Here is a 19,892-nt window from a genome sequence, read left to right on the forward strand (position 1 = left end):
AAAAAAGGTTAATAAAATGTGAAGTATATATTGTTTTTGTTAAAAAGTGTTATTTACTTTAGAAGTAATTCTTAAAGCTTATCGAAACATTGAAACCTTTATTGTTGCTGGTAGTGTTATTTAAATTTCCACTAAAAATTAAATCTATTTTTGATTGTTTTATTTTGAAAGAATAACCTGCACCTAAGCTAATAAGTTTTTGTTTTTGATTGTCAATTCCTTCAATCACTCCAAAATCAGTTATACTATATAGGTATGATTCTAAATTTGTTTGAATTCTATATTCTAAATTAAAAAATGAATATTTTGAAGTGAATATGCTCTGAGGATTAAGTCCTCTAATAGAATTAGGTCCGCCAATTCGAAATAATTCGTTGGTTAAATAGTTTTTAGAGAATAAGAAGTTAGATTGATTTTTTATGAAGATCGAGTTTTTACTGTTGATGTCAAATAAGTAATAGGTTTCAAAATTAACTCTATGTTGATTAGTGTTGTTGTTTTCAATAGTTCTTCTCCCTGTTTGGTACCCTATATTGAATAAGAATTTTGTTTTAAATAAATTGTGTTGCTTTGGTTTTTTGTAATTATAATTTAAACCGATAAATGAACTAGAAAAGTCTTCTATAGTCGTAATGTTTGTTTGAAGGTTATTTGTTGATGTTTCTGTTTGGTAATTAATGCCTATTTCAGATTTAGAGTTCAAGTTGTATGAAAAGTTGGTCCTAAATTTTGAATTTAAAAAAGTACTATCTTGTTTGTGAATTTCAAAAAGGCTTAAGTTTGAAATTGGTGAGCTAAAAAGAAAAGGAATCTTAGCTGATAAATTTATGTTTTGACTTTCATTACCATTTGCATTCCATGAGAATTTTAATTCTTCCCCTGTATTTAAAATATTAACGAGTTCTAAGTTTAAATTGCCAGTTATAGAAAGATTTTTACTTACAGGATTGGTTGAAAAATTAAGAAGTCCATCAATACTATTTTCATTAACTTTTTCAATGTATAGATAAAGGATGGTGGAGTCTTTTTTAAATAAAGCTTCAGGTGTTTTAGTGGTTTTTGCAAAATTCAAGTTGTTTATACTTTCTGTAGCTTCATTTATCTGTTCCTTATTAAAGAGGTTTCCAGTTTTAATTTTTAAATAATGCTGTAAATAACTTTTAGGAAAATCTTTATAGCCTTTTACTATTATTTGGTTTACAATTCTCTCTTTTGATTCTTGAATTCTCAAGTTGGCTATAACTTTATTTTCTGTTAACTGGATTTCTGAAAGCTTTATAGAAGAAAAAGCTTTGCCTTTTTTTGTAAGATGTTTTTTAAATTCTTCTAAAATGTTTTCAAGATTTGAGAGACTTGTTTTTATAATGCCATTATTTATATAAGGTATTTCGGTTTTTAATTGATTATATCTGTAAGGAACTTTTAACTGTATTGAGTCGATTCTTTTTCTCAAGGTTACATAATAATATATAGTATCTTTTTTTTGATTCTCAATTACAGAGTCAATAGAATTGTAAAAGAAGCCTTGAAGTTGAAGTTTTTCAGATAATGCATCTTCTGATAAAAAAGATTCAGAGTTAATGTTGATTTTTTTTAATAAAATATTTTCAATTGAATCTTTTGATAACAATAGAATTTGTTTTTTCTGGCTGAAAAGAGTTTTTCCAGTCAGAAATAGACAAAATAGTAATATTAAAAAGTTTTTTTTCAAGGTAATTTCAAAAGAGCTAAAGTACATTAAAATCAATAAATTCGGACTTAATTAGATTCTTGTTTTAAAAATAACTTGCTGATATTTGAATAATTAGAAATTAATCGTACATTTGCACACTCTTAAAAATAGAGATTATTAATAAATACAAACGAAAACAAGTAATTAATTAGTATGCCAACTATTCAACAATTAGTTCGTAAAGGAAGAACCAAAATAACTAAGAAGAGTAAATCGGCTGCTTTGAAGGCATGTCCTCAAAGACGTGGAGTTTGTACGCGTGTTTACACAACAACGCCTAAGAAACCTAACTCAGCAATGCGTAAAGTTGCTCGTGTTAGATTAACTAACGGTAATGAAATTAACGCGTATATCCCAGGAGAAGGACACAACCTTCAAGAGCACTCGATAGTATTAGTTAGAGGTGGAAGGGTAAAAGATTTACCAGGTGTTAAATATCATATTGTACGTGGTGCATTAGATACTGCAGGTGTTGAGGGAAGAACTCAACGTAGATCTAAATACGGTGCAAAACGCCCTAAAGACAAAAAGTAAGATTAATCAGTAACTTTTTTAATGTAAAGACATGAGAAAAAGAAGAGCGAAAAAAAGAGTTTTGTTACCGGATCCAAGATTTAACGATCAATTAGTAACACGTTTTGTAAATAACTTAATGTGGGACGGTAAGAAATCTGTAGCGTTCAAAGTATTTTACGATGCAATGGATATCGTAAATGAAAAGAAAACTGACGAAGAAAAGTCAGCTTTAGAAGTTTGGAAAGATGGTTTATCAAATGTAATGCCTCACGTAGAAGTTCGTTCACGTCGTGTGGGAGGGGCTACATTTCAAATACCAATGCAAATTCGTCCAGATCGTAAAGTATCAATGGCGATTAAATGGATGATTAGTTATGCGCGTAAGCGTAATGAAAAAACAATGGCGCAACGTTTAGCATCTGAAATTTTGGCAGCAGCTAAAGAAGAAGGAGCGGCTGTTAAGAAAAGAGTTGATACTCACAAGATGGCTGAAGCTAACAAAGCATTCTCACACTTTAGATTTTAATAGAAATGGCTAGAGATTTAAAATTTACTAGAAATATTGGTATTGCTGCACATATTGATGCAGGTAAAACTACAACAACCGAGCGTATCCTTTATTATACAGGAGTTTCTCACAAAATTGGAGAGGTACACGATGGTGCTGCAACAATGGACTGGATGGAGCAAGAGCAAGAAAGAGGTATTACTATTACTTCTGCAGCTACAACTTGTACATGGGAATTTCCAACTGAAAACGGTGAAAAATTACCTGAAACTCAAGGATATCACTTTAACATTATTGATACTCCAGGTCACGTTGACTTTACAGTAGAGGTAAACCGTTCTTTACGTGTATTAGATGGATTAGTATTCTTATTCTCTGCAGTTGATGGAGTTGAGCCGCAGTCTGAAACTAACTGGCGTTTAGCTGATAACTATAAAGTACCTCGTATGGGGTTTGTTAATAAGATGGACCGTCAAGGGTCTAACTTCTTGGCAGTTTGTCAGCAAGTTAAAGATATGTTAGGTTCTAATGCAGTGCCAATCGTATTAAATATTGGAGATGAAGCGGATTTTAAAGGAGTAGTAGATTTAGTAAAGAACCGTGCAATCATTTGGCATGATGAAACTAAAGGTTCTACTTTTGATGTTGTTGATATTCCTGAAGATTTAAAAGAAGAAGCTGCAGAATATAGAGCAAAATTAATTGAAGAAGTAGCTGCTTATGATGAGAACTTATTAGAAAAGTTCATGGAAGATGAGAGTTCTATTACAGAGGATGAAATTCATGCTGCTCTTCGTGCTGCAGTTATGGATATGTCAATCATTCCTATGATTTGTGGATCTTCATTCAAAAATAAAGGAGTACAGTTTTTATTAGATGCTGTATGTCGTTATTTACCATCGCCTTTAGATAAAGAAGCTATCGTTGGAACTGATCCTAATACAGGAGAAGAAATTTCTCGTAAACCAGACGTAAAAGAGCCGTTTTCTGCTTTAGCATTTAAGATTGCAACAGATCCTTTCGTTGGTCGTTTAGCTTTCTTCCGTGCATATTCTGGTCGTTTAGATGCAGGTTCATACGTTATGAATAACCGTTCAGGTAAGAAAGAGCGTATCTCACGTATCTATCAAATGCACTCAAACAAGCAAAATCCAATTGAATATATCGAAGCTGGAGATATTGGAGCGGCTGTAGGATTTAAAGATATTAAAACAGGAGATACATTATCTGATGAGAAATCTCCTATCGTTTTAGAATCTATGGATTTCCCTGATCCAGTAATCGGTATTGCAGTTGAACCAAAGACCAAAGCTGATGTTGATAAGCTAGGTATTGCTTTATCTAAATTAGCTGAGGAAGATCCAACTTTTACTGTAAAAACTGATGAAGCTTCTGGGCAAACAATTATATCAGGAATGGGTGAGTTACACTTAGATATTATTGTTGATCGTTTAAAGCGTGAATTTAAAGTTGAGGTAAACCAAGGTCAACCTCAGGTAGAGTATAAAGAAGCTATTACTGCTACTGCTGAACACAGAGAGGTTTATAAAAAGCAATCTGGTGGACGTGGTAAATTCGCTGATATCGTATTCAAGATGGAACCTGCTGAAGAAGGTACTCAAGGATTAGTGTTCGAATCTATCATTAAAGGTGGTAACGTTCCTAAAGAATTTGTTCCTTCAATTGAAAAAGGTTTCAAAGAAGCGATGAAAAATGGTCCTTTAGCAGGATATGAAATGGATTCAATGAAAATCACTTTAGTTGATGGTTCTTTCCATCCAGTGGATTCTGACCAATTGTCTTTCGAGTTAGCTGCTAAAATGGGTTACAAAGCTGCTGCAAAAGCTGCAAGAGCTGTTATTATGGAGCCATTAATGAAATTAGAGGTGTTAACTCCTGAAGAAAACATGGGAGATATCGTTGGAGACTTAAACAGAAGACGTGGTCAAGTTAATAATATGAGTGACCGTGCTGGGTCTAAAGTTGTAAAAGCAATAGTACCATTATCTGAAATGTTTGGATATGTAACTTCTTTACGTACATTGTCTTCTGGTAGAGCTACGTCTACAATGGAGTTCTCACATTATGCAGAAACACCATCTAATATTGCAGAAGAAGTAATCGCTAAAGCTAAAGGTTAATTAAAATGAGTCAAAAAATTAGAATAAAATTAAAATCTTACGATTATAACTTAGTTGATAAATCAGCAGAGAAAATCGTTAAGACAGTAAAAAGTACAGGAGCGGTTGTTAATGGGCCAATCCCTTTACCAACTCATAAAAAGATTTTTACAGTTTTACGTTCACCACACGTAAACAAAAAATCTAGAGAGCAATTTCAATTGTCTGCTTACAAGCGTTTACTAGACATTTATAGTTCTTCTTCTAAGACTATTGATGCGTTAATGAAGCTTGAATTACCAAGTGGAGTTGAGGTAGAGATCAAAGTATAAGTAATTTAACTTTCGGCTTATTTTGTTAAGTCGAAAGTTTTTTTTACTTTTGCAGTCCGAAATTCTGTTTAGAGTTTCAAAAATTTTTGGCAGTTAAGCTAAAAACAACATGTCCGGAGGGTTTCGCGAAGGAAAAACGGTAAAACACAAATTTAAAGATTAGAGTGTTTTACGCTCTTTTTTTTTGCGCGTTCGGAATGAAAAATAGAAAACAATTAATAATTAATATTTAAATATGTCTGGGTTAATAGGAAAAAAAGTAGGTATGACCAGCTTATTCGATGAGAATGGGAAAAATATCCCATGTACTGTTATCGAAGCAGGTCCATGCGTAGTTACCCAAGTCAGAACCGAAGAGGTTGATGGCTATTCAGCTTTACAACTTGGTTTCGATGACAAGAAGGCAAAAAGCTCTAATAAAGCTTTAGACGGTCACTTTGCAAAAGCAGGTACTGTTGCTAAGAAAAAAGTCGTTGAGTTCCAAGGTTTCGAAGGTGAGTATAAATTGGGTGACTCAATTACAGTTGAGTGTTTTACTGAAGGAGAATTTGTTGATGTTTCAGGTACTTCTAAAGGTAAAGGATTTCAAGGGGTTGTTAAACGTCACGGATTTGGTGGTGTTGGACAAGCTACTCACGGTCAACATAACCGTTTAAGAGCACCAGGTTCTATTGGTGCTGCTTCTTATCCTGCAAGAGTATTCAAAGGAATGCGTATGGCAGGAAGAATGGGAAGTGATAAAGTTAAAGTTCAAAATTTAAGAGTATTAAAAGTTGTTCCAGAAAAGAACCTTATAGTTGTTAAAGGTGCTGTTCCAGGTCATAAAAACTCTTATGTAATTATCGAGAAGTAATGAAGGTAGCAGTATTAGATATTACAGGTAAAGATACTGGTAGAAAAGTTGAACTTTCTAACGAAGTATTCGGAATTGAGCCAAATGATCACGCTATTTACTTAGATGTAAAGCAATATTTGGCAAATCAAAGACAAGGTACTCATAAGTCGAAGGAAAGAGCTGAGATTACTGGTAGTACAAGAAAGATTAAAAAGCAAAAAGGTACAGGTACTGCTCGTGCAGGAAGTATCAAGTCTCCAGTTTTTAGAGGTGGAGGACGTATCTTCGGTCCAAGACCAAGAAATTACTCTTTCAAATTAAATAAAAACTTAAAGCGTTTAGCACGTAAGTCTGCTTTAAGTATTCAAGCAAAAGATAGCAATTTAGTAGTAATTGAAGATTTCAATTTTGAAACTCCAAAAACTCAAGAATTTGTTAAGGTGTTAAAAGCTTTAGAATTAGATGCGAAAAAATCATTATTCGTATTAGGAGCAGAAAATAAGAATGTATACTTATCTTCTCGTAACTTAAAGAATTCTAAAGTAGTTAGTGCTACAGGATTAAATACTTACAACGTATTAAACGCTGGTAAAGTAGTTATTGCTGAGAGTACTTTAGAAGGAATTGAATCTAATTTAAGTAAATAGGGAGTAAGATGAGTATTTTAATAAAACCTATTATTACAGAGAAAGCAACAAATGATAGTGAACGTTTTAATCGTTACACTTTTGTTGTAAACAAGAAAGCTAACAAAATTCAAATTAAGGATGCTGTTGAGGCTACTTACGGTGTAACAGTTGAAACTGTAAGAACTTTAAATCATCCTGCTTTAAGAAAAACTAAGTATACTAAGAAAGGTTTAGTATCTGGTTTAACAAGCGGTTATAAAAAAGCGGTTGTTCAGTTAGCAGAAGGCGAAATTGATTTTTATAACAATCTATAAGAATAAGAAAGACAAATGTCAGTTAGAAAATTAAAACCAATAACACCAGGTCAGCGTTTTAGAGTTGTGAATGGGTTCGACACCATCACTACTGATAAGCCGGAAAAGTCATTATTGGCTCCGAAAAAAAGAACTGGAGGTCGAAACAACCAGGGTCGTATGACTACACCAAACAGAGGTGGAGGACATAAAAGAAGATATCGTATTATCGATTTTAAAAGAAATAGATATAACGATCCTGCTACAGTATTAACTATCGAGTACGATCCAAACCGTACAGCGTTTATCGCGTTAGTTGAGTATGCTGATGGAGAAAAGCGTTATGTTATCGCACAAAACGGATTAAAAGTTGGACAAACTATCGTTTCAGGAAAAGAAGCTACACCAGATGTAGGAAACACTATGTTCTTAAGTGATATTCCATTAGGAACAACTATTTCTTGTATAGAATTACGTCCAGGTCAAGGAGCTGTTATGGCTCGTTCTGCAGGTTCTTTTGCTCAGTTAATGGCAAGAGACGGAAAATATGCAATTGTTAAGTTACCTTCAGGTGAAACAAGATTAATCTTACAAACTTGTATGGCAACAATTGGAGTAGTATCTAATTCAGATCACCAATTATTAGTTTCTGGTAAAGCTGGTAGATCTAGATGGTTAGGTAGAAGACCAAGAACTAATGCAGTTAGAAAGAACCCAGTTGATCACCCAATGGGAGGTGGTGAAGGACGTTCTTCTGGAGGACATCCAAGATCTAAGAATGGTATCCCAGCTAAAGGATATAAGACTAGATCTAAGACTAAAGCTAGTAACAAGTATATTTTAGAACGTAGAAAGAAATAATAAATCATGGCAAGATCATTAAAAAAAGGACCTTACGTTCACTACAAGTTAGAAAGAAAAGTGTTAGCTAATGTAGAGGCAGGAAAAAAATCTGTGATCAAAACTTGGTCAAGAGCTAGTATGATTACTCCTGATTTTGTTGGACAAACTATCGCAGTTCATAACGGACGTCAGTTTGTACCTGTTTACGTTACAGAAAACATGGTAGGTCATAAGTTAGGCGAATTTTCACCAACTCGTTCATTCCGTGGACATGCTGGTGCTAAAAATAAAGGAAAAAAATAGTAGGATATTATGGGAAGTCGTAAACATAACATGGCACAACAGTTAAAGGAAGCTAAGAAGCAAAAAGCTATCGCTAAGCTTACTAACTGTCCTACGTCACCAAGAAAAATGCGCTTAGTAGCGGATCAAGTAAGAGGTGTTGAAGTTGAAAAAGCTTTACAAATCTTAAAATTCAGTCCAAAGGAAGCATCTCGTAACTTAGAAAAGTTATTATTGTCTGCTATTGCAAACTGGCAAGCAAAAAATGAAGATGCAAGCATGGAAGATGCTGGATTATTCGTAAAATCTATTTATGTAGATAGCGCAGGGATGTTAAAGAGATTAAGGCCAGCTCCACAAGGGCGTGCTCATAGAATTCGTAAGCGTTCTAATCACGTTACTTTAGAGTTAGGAACTAAAAATAACAGCAATTAATCAAAGTAGAAATGGGACAAAAGACAAATCCAATAGGAAATCGTTTAGGAATTATCAGAGGATGGGAATCTAACTGGTATGGTGGAAATGACTACGGTGATAAAATTGCTGAAGATGATAAGATAAGAAAGTATTTAAATGCTAGATTATCTAAGGCAAGTGTTTCTCGTATTATTATTGAGCGTACTTTAAAACTTGTAACCGTTACTATCACTACTGCACGTCCAGGTATCATCATTGGTAAAGGAGGTCAAGAGGTAGACAAGTTAAAAGAAGAGCTTAAGAAAATTACTGGTAAAGAAGTTCAAATCAATATTTTTGAAATTAAGCGTCCAGAATTAGATGCAAACTTAGTTGCTTCTAGTATTGCTCGTCAAATCGAAAATAGAATTTCATACAAGCGTGCTACAAAAATGGCTATAGCGGCTGCAATGCGTATGAACGCAGAAGGTATTAAAGTACAACTTTCTGGTCGTTTAAACGGAGCTGAAATGGCACGTTCTGAACACTACAAAGAGGGAAGAATTCCTTTATCTACTTTCAGAGCAGATATCGATTATTCACTTGTTGAAGCACATACTACATACGGAAGAATCGGTGTGAAAGTATGGATTATGAAAGGTGAGGTTTATGGTAAGCGTGAATTATCTCCATTAGTTGGATTATCTAAACAAAAAGGTAATGCAGCATCTAGTGCAAAAGCTGGAAATGGAAGACGTCAACCTCGCAGAAGAAAATAATTTTATAAAAGAAATTAGAGATGTTACAGCCAAAAAGAGTAAAATTTCGTAGAGTTCAGAAAGGTAAAGGGAACATGAATGGTAACTCTGGTAGAGGTACCGAATTATCAAACGGAATGTTTGGTATCAAATCCTTAGACCAGAACTTATTTACTTCTCGACAAATTGAAGCTGCTCGTATTGCGGCAACTCGTTATATGAAAAGGGAAGGGCAACTTTGGATTAAAATTTTCCCAGACAAGCCAATAACTAAGAAACCGTTAGAGGTACGTATGGGTAAAGGTAAAGGAGCACCTGACCATTTTGTTGCTGTTGTTAAACCAGGAAGAATCTTATTTGAAGTTGGTGGAGTACCAATGGAAGTTGCAAAAGAAGCGTTACGTTTAGCAGCTCAAAAGCTTCCTGTGAAAACTAAGTTTATCATTGCAAGAGATTTTGATTATAACGCTTAATTCTAGTAGATCATGAAACAATCAGAAATAAAAGAATTATCAACAGCTGACTTACAAGATAAGCTTGGAGCGTTGAAGAAAAATTACACTGATCTTAAGATGGCTCATGCAATAACTCCATTGGATAATCCTTTGCAGTTAAGAGCCTTAAGAAAAACTGTAGCAAGAATTGCTACAGAGTTAACTAAAAGAGAATTACAATAATTCTAGTCAGTTTTAAAGATGGAAAAAAGAAATCTTAGAAAAGAGAGAATAGGTGTAGTATCTAGCAACAAAATGGAGAAATCTATCGTAGTTAGCGAGGTAAAAAGAGTAAAACACCCAATGTACGGTAAATTCGTTAAGAAAACGAAGAAGTACGTTGCACATGACGAGAATAACGATTGCAACATTGGAGATACTGTTAAAATAATGGAAACACGTCCATTAAGTAAATCTAAGCGTTGGAGATTAGTAGAAATCCTAGAAAGAGCTAAATAATATGTTACAGACAGAATCAAGATTAAAAGTAGCAGACAACACTGGAGCTAAAGAGGTTTTAGTGATTAGAGTTTTAGGAGGAACAAAAAAGCGTTACGCTAGCGTTGGAGATAAAATAGTTGTTACTGTAAAGTCTGCAACTCCAAACGGAACTGTAAAGAAAGGTCAAGTATCTCGTGCAGTTGTTGTTCGTACTAAGAAAGAAGTTAGACGTAAAGACGGATCATATATTAGATTTGATGATAATGCTTGTGTACTTTTAAACCCTGCTGAGGAGATGAGAGGAACACGTGTATTCGGTCCTGTGGCTCGTGAATTACGTGAGAAACAATTTATGAAAATAGTATCATTAGCACCTGAGGTGTTATAAAATCAGATTTTAAGATGAAGAAATTTAAAATTAAATCAGGAGATACTGTTAAAGTTATCGCAGGAGATCACAAAGGATCTGAAGGAAAAGTTTTACGTATCCTTAAAGACAAGGATAGAGTAGTAGTAGAAGGTGTGAATATGATTTCAAAGCACACTAAACCTAGCGCTGCTAATCCACAAGGAGGTATCGTAAAGCAAGAGGCTCCATTACATATTTCGAACGTTGCTTTAGTAGAAAATGGTGAAGCTGTAAGAGTAGGTTATAAAGTTGAAGGAGATGCTAAAACTAGAATCTCTAAAAAAACTAAAAACGAAATATAATCATGAGTTACGTACCAAGATTAAAAGAAGAATACAAAGCTAGAGTTATCAAAGCTCTAACTGAAGAGTTCGGATATAAGAACGTAATGCAAGTACCTAAATTACAGAAAATTGTAGTAAGTAAAGGTGTAGGTGCTGCTATTGCTGATAAGAAATTAATTGATTATGCAATTGAAGAATTAACTTCTATTACTGGTCAAAAAGCAGTTCCAACAATTTCTAAGAAAGACGTTGCAAACTTCAAATTACGTAAAGGAATGCCAATTGGTGCTAAGGTTACGTTAAGAGGAGATATTATGTATGAATTCTTAGATCGTTTAATTACTGCTTCTTTACCACGTGTAAGAGATTTTAATGGAATTAAGGCAAATGGATTCGATGGTAGAGGTAATTACAATTTAGGTATTACTGAACAAATCATTTACCCAGAGATTAATATTGATCAAGTGAAAAAAATCAATGGAATGGATATTACTTTTGTAACATCTGCTGAAACTGATAAAGAAGCTAAATCATTATTAGGAGAATTAGGTTTACCATTTAAAAAGAATTAAACATGGCTAAAGAATCAATGAAAGCGCGCGAGCGTAAAAGAGCTAAAACGGTTGCTAAATATGCTGAGAAAAGAAAAGCTTTAAAAGAAGCTGGAGAATACGAAGCATTACAAAAGTTACCTAAAAACGCTTCGCCTGTAAGAAAGCACAATCGTTGTAAGCTAACAGGTCGTCCAAAAGGATATATGCGCCAGTTTGGGATTTCACGTGTTACTTTCCGTGAGATGGCAAACCAAGGATTAATTCCAGGTGTTAAGAAAGCTAGTTGGTAGAAATATCTATCAATATATAATATTAAAAAGCGCACAATTATTCCAATTGAGCGCTTTTTTTATTATTATTACTTTCGAAATGTTTACTACAATAAAAGCATATATTAATACTCCTTATCCTTTCTACTATTATTTTAAGGAAGCTTTTTTAATCGGCATTATAATTTTTGCTTTAGGCACATCATTTAGTGTTCTTTTTGAGCCGTTTGATGTTAATTTTAGTGAATTAAAGTTTAATTACTTTATTGTTTCAATTATACATTCCTTAGTATCTTTTGTGGTTTTTCTATGTTCAGCTACAATCTTATCATCGATTATAGTAGACAATACAAAGTGGAAAATCAAACATGAGATGTTGTTTTTGGGAATTGTACTCTTGTTAATCGGAATTGTTCAATTCCTTATTAGGGATTTTATATATAATAAAACAGATAATTGGTCCTTTCGATATTTATACGAAGAAATTAGAAATACTTTTTTTATAGGTATGTTGTTTGTTTTTATAATTACTTCTTTAAATGTTGAACGCTTAAAAGAATTGTATTCCAAAAGAAGTATAAGAATCAATAATATAATAGCTGATAAGACAGCGTCAAGCTCGAGTGTTTTTATTGTGACTAAAGTTAAGAGTGATGATTTTAACTTGGAACTTTCAAATCTTCTATTTGTAAAATCGGATAAAAATTATGTGCAATTTTATCTTAAAGATGGTTCTGTGTTGTTAAAAAGGATGTCTTTGTCAAGTGTTTTACAACAATTGTCTGATGTTAATTTTATGATTCAAACTCATAGATCTTACATCGTGAATTTAACAGAGATAATTAGTGTTAAAGGAAATGCTCAAGGGTATCAATTAACACTACAACATTCTGATTATTTAGTTCCAGTTTCACGATCTATGATAGAACTTTTTGAGAAAGCTATACAAGGTTAATTTGTTTTCTTGTTATTCATGACATTCGCTTTGTCATAAGTCACAAACTATTACTTTTCAATACTTTTTAAATCCTGCAAATATAATTTTGAGTTTTATTTTTTTAAAATTCAATAATGGATAAACAGCGTAGATACGATTTAGATTGGTTAAGAGTTTGCTCAGTTTTTGCAGTTTTTTTACACCATGTATGCATGCCTTTTAATGGAGATAATTTTCATATTATGAATAATGAATCTAGTAAAATAATTGATGATATGATGGTGTATTTTGAACAATTTAGATTGCCCATTTTATTTTTAGTCTCAGGAGTTGGAACTGTGTTTGCTTTTTCAAAAAAAAACATGGTATCAGTTTATAATTGAACGAGTCAAGCGTCTTGTAATTCCTCTGGTCTTTGGTGTTTTGGTAATAGTTCCTCCTCAAGTATATTATGAAGAATATATTGAGCAATCTTCTTTTTTCAAAGTTTTGCCGGAAATAGTATTACAAAACAAAGTGAATCATTTATGGTTTATAGAACAGTTATTTGTTCTTTCATTATTATTTATACCTATTATACTACTTATGAATTCAAATAAAAGATTTTTGGTTTACAATTTTATGTCTAATTGGAGCCAAAGATTTGAAATCTTTTCATGGGTAGTGATATTAATAATCTTGCGAGTATTTAGTAAATTTTATTTTCCATCAAATTCTAATTCTCTAACTAACTTGTCTACATTATTGTTTTATGCTTTCTTCTTTTTCTCTGGGATTGTAATTGCAAAAAATCAAAATATATGGTTATTGCTACAAAAGAATAGAAGAAAAAATTTATTTTTAGCTTTTATCTCTACAGTTGTATTCTATGTGTATTACTTTATACCTACTGATGTAATTTCGCCTTTTTTATCTCTGCAACACCGCTGGAATTTATGGTATATAGTATGTTGCCTAGTAAGTTGGGGAGTAATTATTTCAATTTTAGGATATTCATCAGTTTATTTAAATAATAAAAGCAAAGTTTTGTCAAAGCTTAATGAAGCAGTGTATCCATTTTATATCCTTCATCAAACAGTAATAATAATTTTTGGTTATTATATAATAAATAATGACTTAACACTCATAATCAAATTAATACTGTTATTAATAAGTTCATTTTTTACGATAGGAGTAATTTATATTTTTTTTATAAAACCTTTCAAGTTAATAAGATTCTTATTCGGGATGAAAAATCGATAATTTTAGTTGAAAAGTAATGGTTTTTATACAATACAAAATTGTCAATAAATTAATAGTCAAACCGATAATTCATAATTCTCTTTTTTTTTCAAAAACTTTACGTATATTTGCACACTGTTTTCACAGGGTAAGTTATGCCTTTTTGCTAACAAACATAGAGAAATAGCTGGCTTTAGGGAAAACAAAAATGAGTTTTAACTGGTTTCAGGTTTAGTGGCTACGACAATTCGTAAGTAAAATAGAAGCTGCTAAAAACCAAAACCGCAATTTAATTAATATGTATACAGATCCAATCGCGGATTTTCTTACTCGTGTTAGAAATGCTATTATGGCAGGGCACAGAGTTGTAGAAGTTCCAGCTTCAAAATTGAAGAAGGAGATGACTAAGATTTTGTTTGATCAAGGTTACATTTTAAGTTATCAGTTCATTGAAGATAAAGTTCAAGGAACTATCAAGATAGCTTTAAAGTACGATAAGCAAACAAAAGAACCAGTTATCAGAAAAATTCAAAGAGTATCTACTCCAGGTTTACGTAAGTATGTAGGTGCTAAAGAAATGCCAAGAGTTTTAAACGGTCTTGGTATCGCAATTGTATCAACTTCAAAAGGTGTGATGACTAACAAGAAAGCACGTCAAGAGAATGTTGGTGGAGAGGTATTATGTTACGTTTATTAATAAACATTTTGTAAGATGAGTAGAATAGGTAAAAGCCCAATCACATTACCACAAGGTGTTGAAGTAAAAGTAAACGATAACGTGGTAACAGTAAAAGGTAAGTTAGGAGAGTTAACTCAAGAGTTGTCTTCTGGTATTACTTTAAAGGAAGAGGATGGTACGTTAACTTTAGAAAGACCATCAGATAGTAAAGAACACAAAGCTGCACACGGTTTATACCGAGCTTTAATCAATAACATGGTTGAAGGTGTTAGTAATGGTTATACTAAGGAATTAGAGTTGGTAGGAGTTGGTTATAGAGCATCTAATCAAGGTCAGAAATTAGATTTAGCTTTAGGATTTTCTCATAACATTATATTAGAGTTAGCACCAGAGGTTAAGGTTGAAACAGTATCTGAAAAAGGTAAAAATCCAATCGTAAAGTTAACTTCTCACGATAAGCAATTAGTGGGACAAGTTGCGGCTAAGATTCGTTCTTTCCGTAAGCCTGAGCCATATAAAGGTAAAGGAGTTAAGTTTGTTGGTGAGGTAATTAGAAGAAAAGCAGGTAAATCTGCATAATAATTAGTGTTATGGCATTATCAAAACTTGAAAGAAGACAACGTATAAAGTATAGAATAAGAAAAGTTATTTCTGGTACCGCTGAAAAACCAAGGTTATCAGTTTTTAGAAGTAATAAAGAAATCTATGCTCAAATAATTAATGATGTAGACGGAGTAACAATTGCTGCCGCATCATCAAGAGATAAAGAAATTGCATCTGGTTCTAAAGCAGAAACTGCTGCAGCTGTAGGAAAAGCAATCGCTGAAAAGGCTGTTAAAGCAGGGTTAGAGACTGTTGCTTTTGATCGTAACGGGTATTTATACCATGGACGTGTAAAAGTATTAGCAGACGCTGCAAGAGAGGCTGGTTTAAAATTTTAAGAAATTATATTATGTTAGGATATAAAAACGTAGAAAGAGTAAAACCAAGCGGATTAGAGCTTGTTGACAGATTAGTTGGTGTTCAACGTGTTACTAAAGTTACTAAAGGAGGTAGAGCATTTGGTTTTTCTGCGATCGTAGTAGTAGGTGACGGTAAAGGAGTAGTTGGACATGGATTAGGGAAGTCTAAAGATGTATCATCTGCAATTGCAAAAGCAGTTGAAGATGCAAAGAAGAACTTAGTTCGTATTCCACTTTTAAACGGAACATTACCTCACGAGCAAAAAGGTAAATTCGGTGGAGCAAAGGTGTTTATTAAGCCTGCTTCAAATGGTACCGGGGTTATTGCTGGTGGTGCTGTACGTGCCGTATTAGAGTCTGTAGGAGTACACGACGTATTATCGAAGTCTCAAGGGTCATCTAACCCACACAACGTAGTAAAAGCAACTTTTGATGCATTATTACAATTACGTAGTGCTGAAACTATCGCAAGACAAAGAGGTATTTCATTAGAGAAAGTTTTTAACGGATAAATTTTAAGACGATGAGTAAAATTAGAGTTACACAAGTAAAAAGCCAAATAGGTCGCCTTAAAAATCAAAAAAGAACGTTAGAGGCGTTAGGATTACGTAAAATGAACCAAACTGTAGAGCACGATGCAACACCTACAATTTTGGGTATGGTAAATAAAGTTCAACACTTAGTTTCTGTAGAAGAAATTAAATAAGAAGATAATAAAAATGGGTTTACATAACTTAAAACCAGCAGCTGGATCAACAAAAAGCGGGAAAAGAATTGCTCGTGGAGAAGGATCAGGTCATGGTGGTACCTCTACAAGAGGACATAAAGGAGCTAAATCTCGTTCAGGTTACTCACGTAAAATTGGATTCGAAGGAGGTCAAATGCCACTTCAAAGACGTGTGCCTAAGTTTGGATTTACTAATATCAACCGTAAGGAGTATATTGGTATCAACTTAGATAAATTACAAGAGTTAGTTGATAACGGTAGGATTTCTGATACAGTTACTATGGACGTTTTAGTAGAAAACAAATTAGCACGTAAAAATGAACTTGTAAAGATCTTAGGACGTGGTGAATTGAAAGCTAAATTAAATATAACTGTACACAAATTTACAGCAACAGCAAAAGCTGCTATCGAAGCAGCCGGAGGTGAAGCAGTAACTTTATAAACTGTAAATGATGAATTTTATAAATACTTTAAGAGACATTTTCAAAATAGAAGAGTTAAAAGATAAGTTACTTTTAACGATTGGTTTAATTGCTGTTTATCGTTTTATGTCGGCAGTCCCACTACCTGGGATTGACCCAACGCAATTAGCAGCACTAAAAGATCAAGCCGGAGGTGGACTCTTAGGTTTATTAAATGCATTTACAGGTGGGGCATTTGCTAGAGCATCAGTTATGGCTCTTGGAATTATGCCTTACATTTCTGCATCTATTGTAGTTCAGTTAATGGGAATTGCTATTCCTTATTTACAGAAATTACAAAAAGATGGAGAGAGTGGACGTAAGAAAATTACACAAATTACACGTTGGTTAACTATATTAATCACTTTAGTACAAGGACCAACATACATTACAGCAATTAAAACTCAATTTGGTTTACCAGAATCAGCTTTCTTAGTTGGTGGTGCTACATTTTGGGTTTCATCTATGATTTTACTTACTGCAGGAACTATTTTTGCAATGTGGTTAGGAGAAAGAATTACTGACAAAGGAGTTGGTAATGGTATTTCTTTATTAATTACAGTAGGTATTATCGCTAACTTTCCAGCTGCTTTTTTACAAGAGTTTATCTCTAAGACTACAAACGCTGGAGGTGGTGGAATCATGATGATCTTAATTGAAGTTTTAGTGTGGTTTGTCGTGATATTATTAACTGTGTTACTTGTTACTGCTGTTCGTAAAGTTGCAGTTCAATATGCAAGAAGAACAGCGATAGCAAACATTAAGGATGTTGAAGGTGCTAGACAGTACATTCCATTAAAATTAAATGCAGCAGGTGTAATGCCAATCATTTTTGCTCAAGCAATTATGTTTTTACCTATGACATTAGGTCAAAAGTTTCCTGCATTAGTTAGTTTAACTGATATTAATGGTTTATGGTACAATCTAATTTTTGCAGTGTTGATTATAATTTTTAGTTTTTTCTACACAGCAATTACTATTCCTACTAATAAAATGGCAGAGGATCTTAAAAGAAGTAACGGTTTCATTCCAGGATATAAACCAGGAGAAGAAACTGCTAACCATTTAGATTCTGTTTTATCTAAGATTACTTTCCCAGGATCATTATTTTTAGCTGCGTTATCAATTTTACCAGCTATTATCGTTCAATTTGGAGTTACTCAAAGCTGGGCGTTATTCTACGGAGGTACATCTTTAATCATTATGGTAGGTGTAGCTATTGACACAATTCAACAAATTAATTCATATTTATTAAACAGTCGTTACGACGGTTTAATGAAAACAGGTAACACTAATAGAAAATCATTAAAATAATATGGCTAAACAATCAGCAATTCAACAAGATGGAACTATAACAGAAGCATTATCAAATGCGATGTTTCGTGTAGAATTAGAGAATGGACATATTGTTACGGCTCACATTTCAGGAAAAATGCGTATGCACTATATCAAACTTTTACCTGGAGATAAGGTGAAGTTAGAAATGAGCCCATATGATTTAACTAAAGCAAGAATTACTTACAGATATTAAAAAACACACTGATGAAAGTAAGAGCATCATTAAAGAAAAGAAGTGCCGACTGTAAAATTGTACGCAGAAAAGGCAGATTATATGTTATCAACAAAAAGAATCCTAGATTTAAACAAAGACAAGGTTAGTTATGGCAAGAATCGCAGGTATAGATATTCCAAAGAATAAGAGAGGCGTAATCGCTTTAACATACATCTTTGGTATAGGAAGAAGCAGAGCTAAAGACATTTTAGCGGATGCAAAAATAGACGAGAACACTAAAGTTCAAGATTGGAACGATGATCAAATTGCAGCAATTCGTGAGCAAGTTGGTAAGTACACAATTGAGGGTGAATTACGTTCTGAGGTTCAATTAAACATTAAGCGTTTAATGGATATCGGTTGTCAAAGAGGAATCCGTCACAGACTTGGATTACCTTTAAGAGGACAAAGAACTAAAAACAACTCTCGTACTAGAAAAGGTAAGAGAAAAACTGTAGCTAACAAGAAAAAATAATCGTTAGATTATTTTTACTAATAGTAAAGAATCATGGCAAAATCGAAAGTAGTAAAAAAACGTAAAGTTGTAATCGAGTCTACAGGTGAGGCTCATATCACAGCATCGTTCAATAACATCATCATCTCTTTGACAAATAAAAAAGGAGACGTAATTTCATGGTCTTCTGCCGGTAAAATGGGCTTCAGAGGATCTAAAAAGAACACTCCTTATGCAGCTCAATTAGCTGCTGAAAACTGTGCTTCAGTTGCAAAAGAAGCTGGTTTACGTAAAGTTAAGGTGTATGTTAAAGGACCAGGTAACGGTAGAGAATCTGCAATAAGATCTATCCACAACTCTGGAATCGAGGTAACAGAAATCATTGACGTTACTCCAATTCCACACAATGGATGTCGTCCACCTAAAAGAAGAAGAGTTTAATAATAATTTTCAATCAAGTAAGAATTAGATTGTCGAAGGAGTACGCCTTAATTCACAATCCTTACTTAAATTTATAGAAATGGCAAGATATACAGGACCAAAAACTAAGATTGCTCGTAAATTTGGCGAGGCAATTTTCGGAGAAGATAAAAACTTCGAAAAAAGAAACTACCCTCCAGGACAACACGGAGTTGGTAAGAGAAGAGGAAAGAAATCTGAATATGCTGTTCAGTTAATGGAAAAACAAAAAGCTAAGTATACTTATGGTATTCTTGAGCGTCAATTCCGTAACTTGTTCAAAAAAGCACAAGCTTCAGGTGGTATTACAGGTGAGGTTTTATTACAATTATGTGAATCTCGTTTAGATAATACAGTGTACCGTTTAGGTATTGCTAATTCTCGTAGTGCAGCTCGTCAATTAGTTTCTCACCGTCACATTACTGTAAACGGAGACATCGTTAACATTCCATCATACAGATTAAAAGCTGGGGATGTAATCGCTGTAAGAGAGAAGTCTAAATCGTTAGAAGCAATCGAAAATGCATTAGCTGCTAACAGTAATGTATACGAATGGTTAACATGGAATGCTGAGCAAAAGTCTGGAACTTTTGTAAAGGCACCAGAAAGATTACAAATTCCTGAGAACATTAAGGAGCAGTTAATCGTAGAATTATATTCTAAATAATAAATTAATCACATTGGTATTTAGCCAAAGGGTTTATTTGTTCTTCTTCAAACTTATAAACCGCGCAACTAAATAACA

34 protein-coding genes are annotated in these 19,892 nt (G+C 33.3%); 33 read left to right on the forward strand and 1 reads right to left on the reverse strand.

Annotation, left to right across the window (positions count from 1 at the left end; genetic code table 11):
- Positions 1–58: 58 nt before the first annotated feature.
- Positions 59–1,630: a POTRA domain-containing protein gene (locus EV195_RS04395; RefSeq protein WP_165915683.1), complete on the reverse strand. Its 1,572-nt coding sequence runs from the start codon at positions 1,628–1,630 to the stop codon at positions 59–61.
- Between the two features lie 255 nt (positions 1,631–1,885).
- On the opposite strand from EV195_RS04395, the gene rpsL reads away from it, so the two are divergent.
- The 33 genes from rpsL to rpsD all read left to right on the forward strand — a co-directional run bounded on the left by rpsL (position 1,886) and on the right by rpsD (position 19,814).
- Positions 1,886–2,266, forward strand: a complete 381-nt coding sequence (gene rpsL / locus EV195_RS04400; protein WP_100925427.1) for a 30S ribosomal protein S12 — start codon at positions 1,886–1,888, stop codon at positions 2,264–2,266.
- A 31-nt stretch (positions 2,267–2,297) separates the two neighbouring features.
- Positions 2,298–2,774: a 30S ribosomal protein S7 gene (gene rpsG / locus EV195_RS04405; protein WP_086030206.1), complete on the forward strand. Its 477-nt coding sequence runs from the start codon at positions 2,298–2,300 to the stop codon at positions 2,772–2,774.
- Between the two features lie 5 nt (positions 2,775–2,779).
- Positions 2,780–4,897, forward strand: coding sequence for an elongation factor G (gene fusA, locus EV195_RS04410; RefSeq protein WP_132793388.1), 2,118 nt, complete (start codon positions 2,780–2,782; stop codon positions 4,895–4,897).
- A gap of 5 nt (positions 4,898–4,902) precedes the next feature.
- On the forward strand, positions 4,903–5,208 hold the full coding sequence (gene rpsJ, locus EV195_RS04415; RefSeq protein ID WP_075342599.1) for a 30S ribosomal protein S10: 306 nt from the start codon (positions 4,903–4,905) through the stop codon (positions 5,206–5,208).
- 235 nt (positions 5,209–5,443) lie between these two features.
- Positions 5,444–6,061, forward strand: a complete 618-nt coding sequence (rplC, locus tag EV195_RS04420) for a 50S ribosomal protein L3 (RefSeq protein ID WP_132793390.1) — start codon at positions 5,444–5,446, stop codon at positions 6,059–6,061.
- Positions 6,061–6,690: a 50S ribosomal protein L4 gene (rplD, locus tag EV195_RS04425; protein ID WP_132793392.1), complete on the forward strand. Its 630-nt coding sequence runs from the start codon at positions 6,061–6,063 to the stop codon at positions 6,688–6,690. Before rplC ends, rplD begins: the two co-directional genes overlap by 1 nt.
- An 8-nt stretch (positions 6,691–6,698) precedes the next feature.
- The gene (rplW, locus tag EV195_RS04430; protein WP_132793394.1) at positions 6,699–6,986 is read left to right on the forward strand and encodes a 50S ribosomal protein L23; all 288 of its coding nucleotides are present in this window, start codon (positions 6,699–6,701) and stop codon (positions 6,984–6,986) included.
- Between the two features lie 15 nt (positions 6,987–7,001).
- Positions 7,002–7,826 carry a 50S ribosomal protein L2 gene (gene rplB, locus EV195_RS04435; RefSeq protein WP_132793396.1) on the forward strand — a complete coding sequence of 275 codons (825 nt, stop codon included), beginning with the start codon at positions 7,002–7,004 and terminating at the stop codon, positions 7,824–7,826.
- 6 nt (positions 7,827–7,832) lie between these two features.
- Positions 7,833–8,111: a 30S ribosomal protein S19 gene (gene rpsS / locus EV195_RS04440; RefSeq protein WP_132793398.1), complete on the forward strand. Its 279-nt coding sequence runs from the start codon at positions 7,833–7,835 to the stop codon at positions 8,109–8,111.
- A gap of 9 nt (positions 8,112–8,120) precedes the next feature.
- Entirely contained in the window at positions 8,121–8,525 is a 405-nt protein-coding gene (gene rplV / locus EV195_RS04445) for a 50S ribosomal protein L22 (RefSeq protein ID WP_132793400.1), read from the forward strand.
- Between the two features lie 11 nt (positions 8,526–8,536).
- Positions 8,537–9,265, forward strand: a complete 729-nt coding sequence (gene rpsC / locus EV195_RS04450) for a 30S ribosomal protein S3 (protein WP_132793402.1) — start codon at positions 8,537–8,539, stop codon at positions 9,263–9,265.
- Positions 9,266–9,285: 20 nt separating this feature from the next.
- Positions 9,286–9,717: a 50S ribosomal protein L16 gene (gene rplP / locus EV195_RS04455; RefSeq protein WP_132793404.1), complete on the forward strand. Its 432-nt coding sequence runs from the start codon at positions 9,286–9,288 to the stop codon at positions 9,715–9,717.
- 12 nt (positions 9,718–9,729) lie between these two features.
- Entirely contained in the window at positions 9,730–9,921 is a 192-nt protein-coding gene (gene rpmC, locus EV195_RS04460) for a 50S ribosomal protein L29 (RefSeq protein WP_132793406.1), read from the forward strand.
- A gap of 18 nt (positions 9,922–9,939) precedes the next feature.
- The gene (gene rpsQ / locus EV195_RS04465; RefSeq protein WP_132722879.1) at positions 9,940–10,197 is read left to right on the forward strand and encodes a 30S ribosomal protein S17; all 258 of its coding nucleotides are present in this window, start codon (positions 9,940–9,942) and stop codon (positions 10,195–10,197) included.
- A gap of 1 nt (position 10,198) precedes the next feature.
- The gene (gene rplN / locus EV195_RS04470; RefSeq protein ID WP_132793408.1) at positions 10,199–10,567 is read left to right on the forward strand and encodes a 50S ribosomal protein L14; all 369 of its coding nucleotides are present in this window, start codon (positions 10,199–10,201) and stop codon (positions 10,565–10,567) included.
- A gap of 14 nt (positions 10,568–10,581) precedes the next feature.
- A complete protein-coding gene (gene rplX / locus EV195_RS04475; protein WP_132793410.1) occupies positions 10,582–10,890 on the forward strand; it encodes a 50S ribosomal protein L24 in 309 nt (102 codons plus the stop codon).
- 2 nt (positions 10,891–10,892) lie between these two features.
- Positions 10,893–11,444 (forward strand): 50S ribosomal protein L5, encoded by a 552-nt coding sequence (rplE, locus tag EV195_RS04480; protein WP_132793412.1) that lies wholly within the window; start codon positions 10,893–10,895, stop codon positions 11,442–11,444.
- A gap of 2 nt (positions 11,445–11,446) precedes the next feature.
- Positions 11,447–11,716: a 30S ribosomal protein S14 gene (gene rpsN / locus EV195_RS04485; RefSeq protein WP_132793414.1), complete on the forward strand. Its 270-nt coding sequence runs from the start codon at positions 11,447–11,449 to the stop codon at positions 11,714–11,716.
- A 79-nt stretch (positions 11,717–11,795) separates the two neighbouring features.
- Positions 11,796–12,650 carry a LytR/AlgR family response regulator transcription factor gene (locus EV195_RS04490; protein WP_132793416.1) on the forward strand — a complete coding sequence of 285 codons (855 nt, stop codon included), beginning with the start codon at positions 11,796–11,798 and terminating at the stop codon, positions 12,648–12,650.
- Between the two features lie 116 nt (positions 12,651–12,766).
- On the forward strand, positions 12,767–13,015 hold the full coding sequence (locus tag EV195_RS04495; RefSeq protein ID WP_132793418.1) for an acyltransferase family protein: 249 nt from the start codon (positions 12,767–12,769) through the stop codon (positions 13,013–13,015).
- Positions 12,975–13,874, forward strand: coding sequence for an acyltransferase family protein (locus EV195_RS16935; protein ID WP_165915684.1), 900 nt, complete (start codon positions 12,975–12,977; stop codon positions 13,872–13,874). The genes EV195_RS04495 and EV195_RS16935 overlap by 41 nt, the downstream gene beginning before the upstream one ends.
- Positions 13,875–14,151: 277 nt before the next feature.
- Entirely contained in the window at positions 14,152–14,550 is a 399-nt protein-coding gene (gene rpsH, locus EV195_RS04505; RefSeq protein WP_132793422.1) for a 30S ribosomal protein S8, read from the forward strand.
- Positions 14,551–14,565: 15 nt separating this feature from the next.
- Positions 14,566–15,111 carry a 50S ribosomal protein L6 gene (gene rplF / locus EV195_RS04510; protein WP_132793424.1) on the forward strand — a complete coding sequence of 182 codons (546 nt, stop codon included), beginning with the start codon at positions 14,566–14,568 and terminating at the stop codon, positions 15,109–15,111.
- Positions 15,112–15,122: 11 nt separating this feature from the next.
- Positions 15,123–15,473 carry a 50S ribosomal protein L18 gene (rplR, locus tag EV195_RS04515; RefSeq protein WP_132793425.1) on the forward strand — a complete coding sequence of 117 codons (351 nt, stop codon included), beginning with the start codon at positions 15,123–15,125 and terminating at the stop codon, positions 15,471–15,473.
- A gap of 11 nt (positions 15,474–15,484) precedes the next feature.
- Entirely contained in the window at positions 15,485–16,006 is a 522-nt protein-coding gene (gene rpsE / locus EV195_RS04520) for a 30S ribosomal protein S5 (RefSeq protein WP_394851308.1), read from the forward strand.
- Positions 16,007–16,017: 11 nt separating this feature from the next.
- Positions 16,018–16,200 (forward strand): 50S ribosomal protein L30, encoded by a 183-nt coding sequence (rpmD, locus tag EV195_RS04525; RefSeq protein ID WP_132793429.1) that lies wholly within the window; start codon positions 16,018–16,020, stop codon positions 16,198–16,200.
- A 13-nt stretch (positions 16,201–16,213) separates the two neighbouring features.
- Positions 16,214–16,663 (forward strand): 50S ribosomal protein L15, encoded by a 450-nt coding sequence (gene rplO / locus EV195_RS04530; protein ID WP_132793431.1) that lies wholly within the window; start codon positions 16,214–16,216, stop codon positions 16,661–16,663.
- Between the two features lie 10 nt (positions 16,664–16,673).
- Positions 16,674–17,996, forward strand: coding sequence for a preprotein translocase subunit SecY (gene secY, locus EV195_RS04535; protein WP_132793961.1), 1,323 nt, complete (start codon positions 16,674–16,676; stop codon positions 17,994–17,996).
- Position 17,997: 1 nt separating this feature from the next.
- A complete protein-coding gene (gene infA, locus EV195_RS04540) occupies positions 17,998–18,213 on the forward strand; it encodes a translation initiation factor IF-1 (RefSeq protein WP_015482241.1) in 216 nt (71 codons plus the stop codon).
- 11 nt (positions 18,214–18,224) lie between these two features.
- Complete coding sequence (gene ykgO, locus EV195_RS04545) at positions 18,225–18,341, forward strand: type B 50S ribosomal protein L36 (RefSeq protein WP_010181906.1); 117 nt, start codon at positions 18,225–18,227, stop codon at positions 18,339–18,341.
- Between the two features lie 2 nt (positions 18,342–18,343).
- Complete coding sequence (gene rpsM / locus EV195_RS04550) at positions 18,344–18,709, forward strand: 30S ribosomal protein S13 (protein ID WP_132793433.1); 366 nt, start codon at positions 18,344–18,346, stop codon at positions 18,707–18,709.
- A gap of 33 nt (positions 18,710–18,742) precedes the next feature.
- Entirely contained in the window at positions 18,743–19,129 is a 387-nt protein-coding gene (gene rpsK / locus EV195_RS04555; RefSeq protein WP_132793435.1) for a 30S ribosomal protein S11, read from the forward strand.
- A gap of 79 nt (positions 19,130–19,208) precedes the next feature.
- The gene (gene rpsD, locus EV195_RS04560; RefSeq protein ID WP_132793437.1) at positions 19,209–19,814 is read left to right on the forward strand and encodes a 30S ribosomal protein S4; all 606 of its coding nucleotides are present in this window, start codon (positions 19,209–19,211) and stop codon (positions 19,812–19,814) included.
- Positions 19,815–19,892 lie beyond the last annotated feature (78 nt).

The sequence above is a fragment of the Tenacibaculum skagerrakense genome, assembly GCF_004345825.1.
In the GTDB taxonomy this organism is placed as follows: domain Bacteria; phylum Bacteroidota; class Bacteroidia; order Flavobacteriales; family Flavobacteriaceae; genus Polaribacter; species Polaribacter skagerrakensis.